General features: G+C 66.1%; 6 protein-coding genes. 4 read left to right on the top strand and 2 right to left on the bottom strand.

The annotated features are described in order from the left end of the window. Together ABIE19_RS16950 and ABIE19_RS16945 are read right to left on the bottom strand one after the other, a co-directional pair. On the bottom strand, window positions 1-1,265 hold a 1,265-nt coding region (locus tag ABIE19_RS16950), incomplete at its 3' end, for a CHASE3 domain-containing protein (RefSeq protein ID WP_354090425.1). A 37-nt stretch (window positions 1,266-1,302) separates the two neighbouring features. Beyond that, the gene (locus ABIE19_RS16945) at window positions 1,303-2,025 is read right to left on the bottom strand and encodes a TorF family putative porin (protein ID WP_354090423.1); all 723 of its coding nucleotides are present in this window, start codon (window positions 2,023-2,025) and stop codon (window positions 1,303-1,305) included. A gap of 456 nt (window positions 2,026-2,481) precedes the next feature. On the opposite strand from ABIE19_RS16945, the gene ABIE19_RS16940 reads away from it, so the two are divergent. The 4 genes from ABIE19_RS16940 (at window position 2,482) to ABIE19_RS16925 (ending at window position 7,833) form a co-directional block, all read left to right on the top strand. Beyond that, on the top strand, window positions 2,482-3,879 hold the full coding sequence (locus ABIE19_RS16940; protein ID WP_354090421.1) for an ATP-binding protein: 1,398 nt from the start codon (window positions 2,482-2,484) through the stop codon (window positions 3,877-3,879). Beyond that, a complete protein-coding gene (locus ABIE19_RS16935; protein ID WP_354090420.1) occupies window positions 3,876-4,481 on the top strand; it encodes a response regulator transcription factor in 606 nt (201 codons plus the stop codon). The genes ABIE19_RS16940 and ABIE19_RS16935 overlap by 4 nt, the downstream gene beginning before the upstream one ends. Before the next feature lie 72 nt (window positions 4,482-4,553). Then, the gene (locus tag ABIE19_RS16930; protein ID WP_354090419.1) at window positions 4,554-5,999 is read left to right on the top strand and encodes an NAD-dependent succinate-semialdehyde dehydrogenase; all 1,446 of its coding nucleotides are present in this window, start codon (window positions 4,554-4,556) and stop codon (window positions 5,997-5,999) included. A 163-nt stretch (window positions 6,000-6,162) separates the two neighbouring features. After that, a complete protein-coding gene (locus ABIE19_RS16925) occupies window positions 6,163-7,833 on the top strand; it encodes an MFS transporter (protein ID WP_354090418.1) in 1,671 nt (556 codons plus the stop codon). Window positions 7,834-7,904 lie beyond the last annotated feature (71 nt).

The following is a 7,904-nucleotide window of genomic DNA, read 5'->3' as shown; positions in this document are numbered from 1 at the left end:
GCCACTGCGTCGCGCACCACCTGGCCGCTCTTCTCCGCGTCGCCGCGCGCCGCCTGGACCACGTCCGAGGCCTGACGGGCGCCCGAGGCCGTCTTGTTCACCGTCGCCGTGATCTCGTCCAGGGCCGCCGCCGTCTCTTCCAGCGAGGCCGCCTGCTGCTCCGTACGGCGCGACAGGTCGTCCGAGGCCTGGCTGATCTCGCTCGAACCCGAACGAATGGCCGAGACGTTGTTGGCCACCACGGCCACCGCCTGTTCCAGCTGTGAAATCGCTGCGTTGAAGTCCGTCTTCAGCTGTTCCGAACGCGCCGCCACCTGGGCCGTCATCCGGTGGGTCAGGTCGCCGCTCGCCATGGCCTGCAGACCCTGGCCCAGGGCGCTCACCGCCACGCGATCCTCTTCCGCCACGCGGGCCTTCTCGGCCTCCACGCGGACGCGTTCCTCCTCGGCCGACGCGCGTTGCGCCGCCGCTTCCGCCTCAAGGCGGTCGTTCGCGATCGCCGCGTCCTTGAAGGCCACCACGGCGGCGGCCATCATGCCGATCTCGTCCTTGCGGCCCATGGCCGGGACGACGATCGTCTTGTCCCCGCCGGCCAGGCGACGCATGGCCGAGGTCATGGCCAGCAAGGGCTTGCCCAGCAGGTTGGTCAGCAGGAAGGCCATGCCCGCCGCGATGATCAGGGCTGCGATGATGCCGCCGATCAGCACGATCCGCGCCGACTTGCTGAGGTCTTCTTGGATTTGACCATAGGTGCGGCTCTGGGCCGCCTTCTGCTCGACGAAGGCCGTCAGGGCGTCTTCGGCGGGCGAGATGAAGTTGTCGGCCACGCCGTCGCGACCGACCATGGCGACAGCCTGATCATAGGTCGCCGGATTCAGAGCCAGGGGACGCCCGGCATCGACCACGTTCTTCACCCAGGCGTCGGCGGCGTCGCGCGCGGCCTTCACTTCATCCGCGCCGGACGGATCCAGTTGGACGATGCGATCCAGGTTCTTGTTGAACTTCTCACGGTGAGCATTCAGTCGCTCCAGATAATAGCCGTCGCGCGACAGCAGGAAGCCGCGATAGCTGCTTTCCTGACGGGCCAGGTAGAACTGGGCGCTCTCGGCCTCGCGCTGCACGGACGAGGCGCGAACCCGATCCAGGCGCGCCTTCTCCAGCGTATTCACCTCGATCAGCACCGTCACGCCCATGGCCATGATGGCCAGGACCACGACGGCGAAGGCCGCCATCAGTTTTCTTTCAATCTTGAGATCGTTCAGCATCTGCATGGTCTTGATCGCCCCTGTCCCTTCACGCGGATCAGAACTGATAGGTCAGGGCGCCCACCAGGCGGCCTTCGTAGTTTTCGCCGTAGGCGTGGCTGTCCGTGTCGTACCAGCGCACGTCCATCGCCAGCTTCTGGGTCAGCTTGTGCTTCACCCCGACGTTCCAGGCGGCGTATTCGGCGCCGCCGTCGGCCGTGCGGTCGGCGATGGAGGCGGAGATCTTGGTCTTCGGTCCGGCCGAGACCGTGCCCACCAGTTCGTACCACCAGGCCTCGCGGGTCGCGGCGAAGCTGTCGGGGCTGTAGCTGATGCGCGCCTTGGCGTTCACCGGCCCCAGTTGGCGACCGATGCTGGCCTGGTATTCCCAGAAGTTGGCGTCGATACCGGCGCGCGTGCCCGGCAGGTCGCGGTTGGTGGCCGAAAAGTCGAAGCTGTAGCCGGCCGCCTCGGGACGCCAGCCGACGGTGGAGACGATCTCCGCATCCGACCCTTGCGACAGCTTGGCCGTCGAGACGAAGACATTGGCGTAGACGTCGCCGTGCGAAACCTCGACCGAGGCGTTGACGCTGGGGTCCCCGTTGCTCTTGCCCAGGCCCTTGCCGACATATTCGCTGGCGACGCCGATCTGGGCGACGATGGTCTGCGCCTGGGCCGTTTCCGGGATGGCGGCCAAGCCGCAACCCAGGGCCAGGCCTGCGCAAAGGATGGAAGCAGTCGCACCGTTCTGGCGCAGTGTGAACTTACGTTCGGTAGGCATTTTCACCTCAAGCAATCTTGAGGCCGTTATCGCCGCGACACCGTAGATTTTTGTAAATCACAAGCTACGCAGAAACCCGTAGGATCCAGCATCGCCCGGCAACCCGGACAAATATTAACCAATCCAAAGGGAATCGGCGGCAGGTGATCGAGGGCCGCCGCCGCCGCCGCGCCCACTTCAGAAATGAATATTTCTCAAACTACTCTCCCTGTTCTGGCGCGCTTAGGTCTTGGCCTGCACGTCAGACGGAAGCGCGCGTCGCTAATTTGAAAAACATCCTCGAGACTGAAGGCGCGCGTGACGTTTTCATGTAGATTGCGCCGGTCAAAGCTTAGCGGTTCTGACGATTCGATCCGACGTTCCGCCTGGCGAGGAGACCGGCACATTCCTTCGGCGACCAACCGCCTTCTGTCCCTGTTCGAGGCCGTTTCACGCAGGCCCTGGATCGCTGTCGCCTTGTCCGTCCTCGCCGTCCTGGTCGCCGCCGTCGCGTCCAGCCTGGTGGCGCCGGGCCCCTTCCGTTACCTGCCCATGCTGCCGGCGGTGATCCTCACGGCCCTGCTGACCCGACGCTTCGTGATCGGCCTGACCATCGGCCTCTGCGTCGTCTTCACCCTTCTGACGACCGCCTATGCGAGCTCGGCCGAGGCGGTGCTGAACGCCGTCCTCTTCACGGTCGGAGCCTGGATCCTGGCCGAGTTCTGCCTGACCCTGCGCCGTCAGAAAAAGCGCGCCGACCGGATGACCCGCCGGATCGCCGCCCAGGACGCCCTGCTGAAGACCGTCCTCGCCACCGTCCCCGTCGTCACGCTTGAAATCGATGGGACGGTTCATCGAATGAACTCGACCGCCGCCGCCCTGTTTGCACTGGAAGAAAAAGCGGCGACGGGCCGTCCCTTCAACGAAATGAGCCCCGCCTTCGACCTGACGGCCCTGATCAGCGGCGCCGATGAAGCGGTCTACGGCCCCCAGGCGCCGACCGACGACTATTGGAGCGGCGTGCGGGCGGACGGTTCGACCTTTCCCATGAGCGTCCAGTGCGGACGCGCGCCCGGTCCAGAAGGATCGGACCTGATCGTCCTGTGCCTGACCGACCTGACCCGCTGGCACAAGGCCGACGAGCAGGCGCGAGAACTCCACGCCCAATTGAACAAGGTCTGGCGGTTGAACTCCCTCGGCGAAATGGCGGCCACGCTCGCGCATGAGTTGAATCAGCCCCTCAGCGCCGCCGCCACCTATCTGCACGCCGGACAGGTCGACCTGGAGAAGGCGGGAGCCTTGGGCGACAACGCCCGCACCCTGATCGAGCAGTCGAAGGCCCAGCTTCTGCGCGCCGGCAAGATCATCCGCCGGATGCGCGAACTCCTGTCGATGGAATCCCGCAGCATGGGCCAGGAGCGGGCCTCGCGGATGATCGAGGATCTGGCGCCCATCTTCACCATGATCGGCTCCAGCCAGGATGTTCCGGTCCTGCTGGACCTGGAAACCGTCGACGACGCGGTCCGAGCCGAGCGCATCCAGTTTCAGCAGGCCATGGTCAATCTGGTGCGCAACGCCGTGGAGGCCGTCAGCGGCCGTCCGGACCCGGAAGTCATGGTCGTCGGCCGCATCGTCTCCCCCACCCACTATGTCGTCAGCGTTGAAGACAACGGCCCCGGCCTTACCCCTGAACAGGCAGAACGCATGTTCCAGCCCATGACTTCGACCAAGTCCGGCGGAATGGGCTTGGGTTTGTCCGTAACTCGCACAATAGTTGAAAGTCACGGCGGTCGGCTGCTAGTCGCCAAGAGCGCGTCGGGGGGCGCCGCCTTTTCATTCCATCTGATCCGCGAAGCGGTCGGCGAAAACCCATGAGCCACCATTCGGTCTTCATCATCGACGACGACGCAGCCGTCCGCGATTCCCTTCTGGTCCTTCTGCGGGGCGAGGGCATAAGAGCGCGCGGCTTCTGTAGCGGCGTGGACTTCTTCGCCAACCTGCCCGGCGATGCGACGGCCTGCGTCATCACCGACATGCGCATGCCAGACATGGACGGAGCCGAGGTGGTGAAACGCCTGATGGAGCGACGCGGCGGCGCCTGGCCCATCATCGTCATCACCGGCCACGCCGACGTGCCCATGGTGGTGCAGATGATGAAGGCCGGCATCGTCGACTTCATCGAAAAACCCTTCGACCCGCCCATGCTGATCGAGACGGTGCGCGGTTGTCTGGCCCGGCTGACCGACCTGGACCAGGTCCAGAGCGCCCGCGCCGGCGCCCAGTTGCGGCTGGACCGCCTGACCCCCCGTGAGCGGCAGGTCTTCGACGCCCTGATCCAGGGCGCGTCGAACAAGGACATCGCCATCACCCTGGACATCAGCCCCCGCACGGTCGAGGTCTTCCGCGCCAAGGTCATGACCAAGATGGAGGCCGACAGCCTGTCGGCCCTGGTCCGCATGGGGCTGATGCTGGGCTAGACGTTTCGTCGTCTTGCAGCCGCGCCCGCTCCGGCGCGTTATGTCGGCTCCCTTCGTCCAGGAGCCGCCCTCATGTCCGATCCCGCCCGCCTGCTGCGCCGCCAGGCCTATGTCGATGGCCGCTGGATCGACGCCGACGGCGGCGGAACGATCGCGGTGACGAACCCGGCCACCGGCGAGGTGCTGGCGAGCGTGCCCGATATGGGCGCCGTCGAGACCCGCCGCGCTGTCGCCGCCGCCGAGGCCGCCATGAAACTCTGGGCCGCGAAGACGGCGGGCGAGCGCGCCCGAATCCTGCGCCGCTGGTTCGATCTGATGATGTCGGAGCAGGACGCCCTGGGCCGTATGCTGACCCGCGAACAGGGCAAGAGCCTGACCGAGGCCAAGGGCGAGATCGCCTACGCCGCCGGCTTCATCGAATGGTTCGCCGAGGAGGGAAAGCGGACCTATGGCGAGGTCATCCCGACCTATGACGCCTCCAAGCGCCTGGTGACCCTGCGCCAACCGATCGGGGTGGTGGGCGCGATCACCCCGTGGAACTTCCCCGCCGCCATGATCACCCGCAAGGTCGGCCCGGCCCTGGCCGCCGGCTGCGCCGTGGTGCTGAAGCCCGCCAGCCAGACGCCGCTGTCGGCCCTGGCGCTGGCCGTCCTGGCGGAAGAGGCGGGCCTGCCGCCCGGCCTGTTCAACGTCGTCACCGGATCGGCCTCGGCCATCGGCGGCGAACTGACCTCCAATGAGGCGGTGCGCAAGATCAGCTTCACCGGTTCGACCGAGATCGGCCGCCTGCTGATGCAACAGTCGTCGCAGACCATCAAGAAGATGAGCCTGGAGCTGGGCGGCAACGCCCCCTTCCTGGTCTTCGACGACGCCGACGTGGACGCCGCCGTGGCGGGAGCCGTCGCCTCCAAATACCGCAACGCGGGCCAGACCTGCGTCTGCACCAACCGCTTCTATGTCCAGGCCGGCGTCCACGACGAATTCGTCGAGAAGCTGACCAAGGCCACCGCAGCCCTGAAGATTGGAAACGGCCTGGACGACGGCGTCCAGATCGGGCCCCTGATCGACGAAAAGGCGGTGAAGAAGGTCGAGGAGCACGTCGCCGACGCCCTGGCCAAGGGGGCGACCCTGCTGACCGGCGGCGCCCGCCATGAGTTGGGCCGCACCTTCTTCCAGCCGACCGTCCTGTCGGGCGTGACCCAGGACATGCAGATGTGCCGCGAGGAGACCTTCGGTCCCGTCTCCGGCGTCGTCCGTTTCGAGACGGAAGAGGAAGGCGTTGCGCTCGCCAATGACACCATCTTCGGTCTGGCCGGCTATTTCTACGCCCGCGACCTGAGCCGCGTCTGGCGTGTGGCCGAGGCCCTGGAAACCGGGATGATCGGGATAAACACCGGCCTCATCTCCACCGAAGTCGCCCCCTTCGGCGGGATCAAGCAATCGGGTCTGGGCCGCGAAGGCTCCAGCCACGGCATCGAGGACTACCTGGAGATCAAATATCTCTGCATGGGGATATGATCCCTCTCCCGCCGGGAGAGGGTGCGCCGCCCCTCATTCGACCAAGGTCGCTCTCCGCAAACCTGCGTTCCTGCTGTCACTCTCCCTTCCGACGCTCCGCAAAAACAAATGGAGCGCGAGGGAAACGCGCCGCGTCCTGCGGCCGCACAGGAAGGGACTGCCCATGACCGATCGCACCATGGGTGCGCCGGGGGGCGCGGAACACACGGTCGACAAGAACGACCGGCTGGTGATTCTGGCGTCGTCCGTCGGCACCGTCATCGAATGGTACGACTTCTATCTTTACGGCTCGCTGGCCGCGATCATCTCCGCCCAGTTCTTCTCGGGCGTGAACGAGACCACCGGCTTCATCTTCGCCCTGATGGCCTTCGCCGCCGGCTTCGCGGTGCGCCCGTTCGGGGCCATCGTCTTCGGGCGCATGGGCGACCTGTGGGGGCGCAAGAACACCTTCCTGGTGACCATGCTGCTGATGGGCCTGTCGACCTTCGTGGTCGGTCTCCTGCCGCCCTACGCCGCCATCGGCATCGCCGCCCCGATCATCCTGGTGCTGATGCGCCTGATCCAGGGCCTGGCCCTGGGCGGCGAATACGGCGGCGCCGCCACCTACGTCGCCGAGCACGCTCCGCACGGCAAGCGCGGCTTCTACACCTCCTTCATCCAGATCACCGCCACCGTGGGCCTGTTGCTCAGCCTGATGGTGATCCTGGGCGTCCGCTTCGTCATCGGCGAGGAGGCCTTCGTCAGCTGGGGCTGGCGCATCCCCTTCATCGTCTCGATCCTGCTGCTGGGCGTGAGCCTGTGGATCCGCCTGAAGCTGTCGGAAAGCCCTGCCTTCAAGCGCATGAAGGCCGAGGGCAAGGGCTCGACCACGCCGCTGAAGGACAGCTTCATGAAGTGGCCGAACCTGAAGCTGGTGCTGATCGCCCTCTTCGGTCTGGCCGCCGGTCAGGCCGTGGTCTGGTACACGGGCCAGTTCTACGCCCTCTTCTTCCTCGAGAAGACGCTGAAGGTCGATCCGGCCCTGTCGAATATCCTGATCGCCGCCGCCCTGGCCCTGGCGACGCCCTTCTTCGTCTTCTTCGGCTGGCTGTCGGACAAGGTGGGGCGCAAGCCCATCATCCTGCTAGGCTGCCTGCTGGCCGCCCTGACCTACTTCCCGCTGTTCAACGCCCTGACCGGCGCGGCCAACCCGCGTCTGGCCGCCGCTGCCGCCTCGGCGCCGGTGACGGTGATCGCCGACCCAGCCGACTGCCACTTCCAGTTCGACCCCGTCGGCAAGACCGTCTTCAACAGCTCCTGCGACATCGCCAAGACCCACCTGGCCAAGGCCGGCGTCACCTATGTCAATGAAGCCGCCCCGGCCGGCGCCGTGACCCAGGTCCGCATCGGCGACCGTGTAGTCGACGCCTTCGACGGCACGGTCATGGCCAAGCCCGAGTTCGACGCCCGCAAGAAGGAATGGGACGCCGGTCTGACCTCCGCCCTGACCGAGGCCGGCTATCCGGCCAAGGCCGACAGCGCCCTGGTCAACAAGCCCCTGGTGATCGGCATCCTCTTCCTGCTGGTCCTCTATGTGACCATGGTCTACGGCCCGATCGCCGCCGCCCTGGTCGAGATGTTCCCGACCAAGGTGCGCTACACCTCCATGTCCCTGCCCTATCACATCGGCAACGGCTGGTTCGGCGGCTTCCTGCCGACCACCGCCTTCGCCATGGTCGCGGCCACGGGCAACATCTACTACGGCCTCTGGTATCCGATCGCGATCGCGGTGCTGACCCTGATCGTCGGCGCGATCTTCGTGAAGGAAGGCAAGGACGTGAACATCCACGACTAAAGGCCGACAAGCTTCACTGGCCCGCCAGGGTCGGCGAGAAGGCGGTTCGGCTTCGGCCGGACCGCCTGTTT

The sequence above is a fragment of the Brevundimonas faecalis genome, assembly GCF_040549405.1.
In the GTDB taxonomy this organism is placed as follows: Bacteria; Pseudomonadota; Alphaproteobacteria; order Caulobacterales; family Caulobacteraceae; genus Brevundimonas; species Brevundimonas faecalis.
This window is presented reverse-complemented; position numbering and strand designations above follow the sequence as displayed.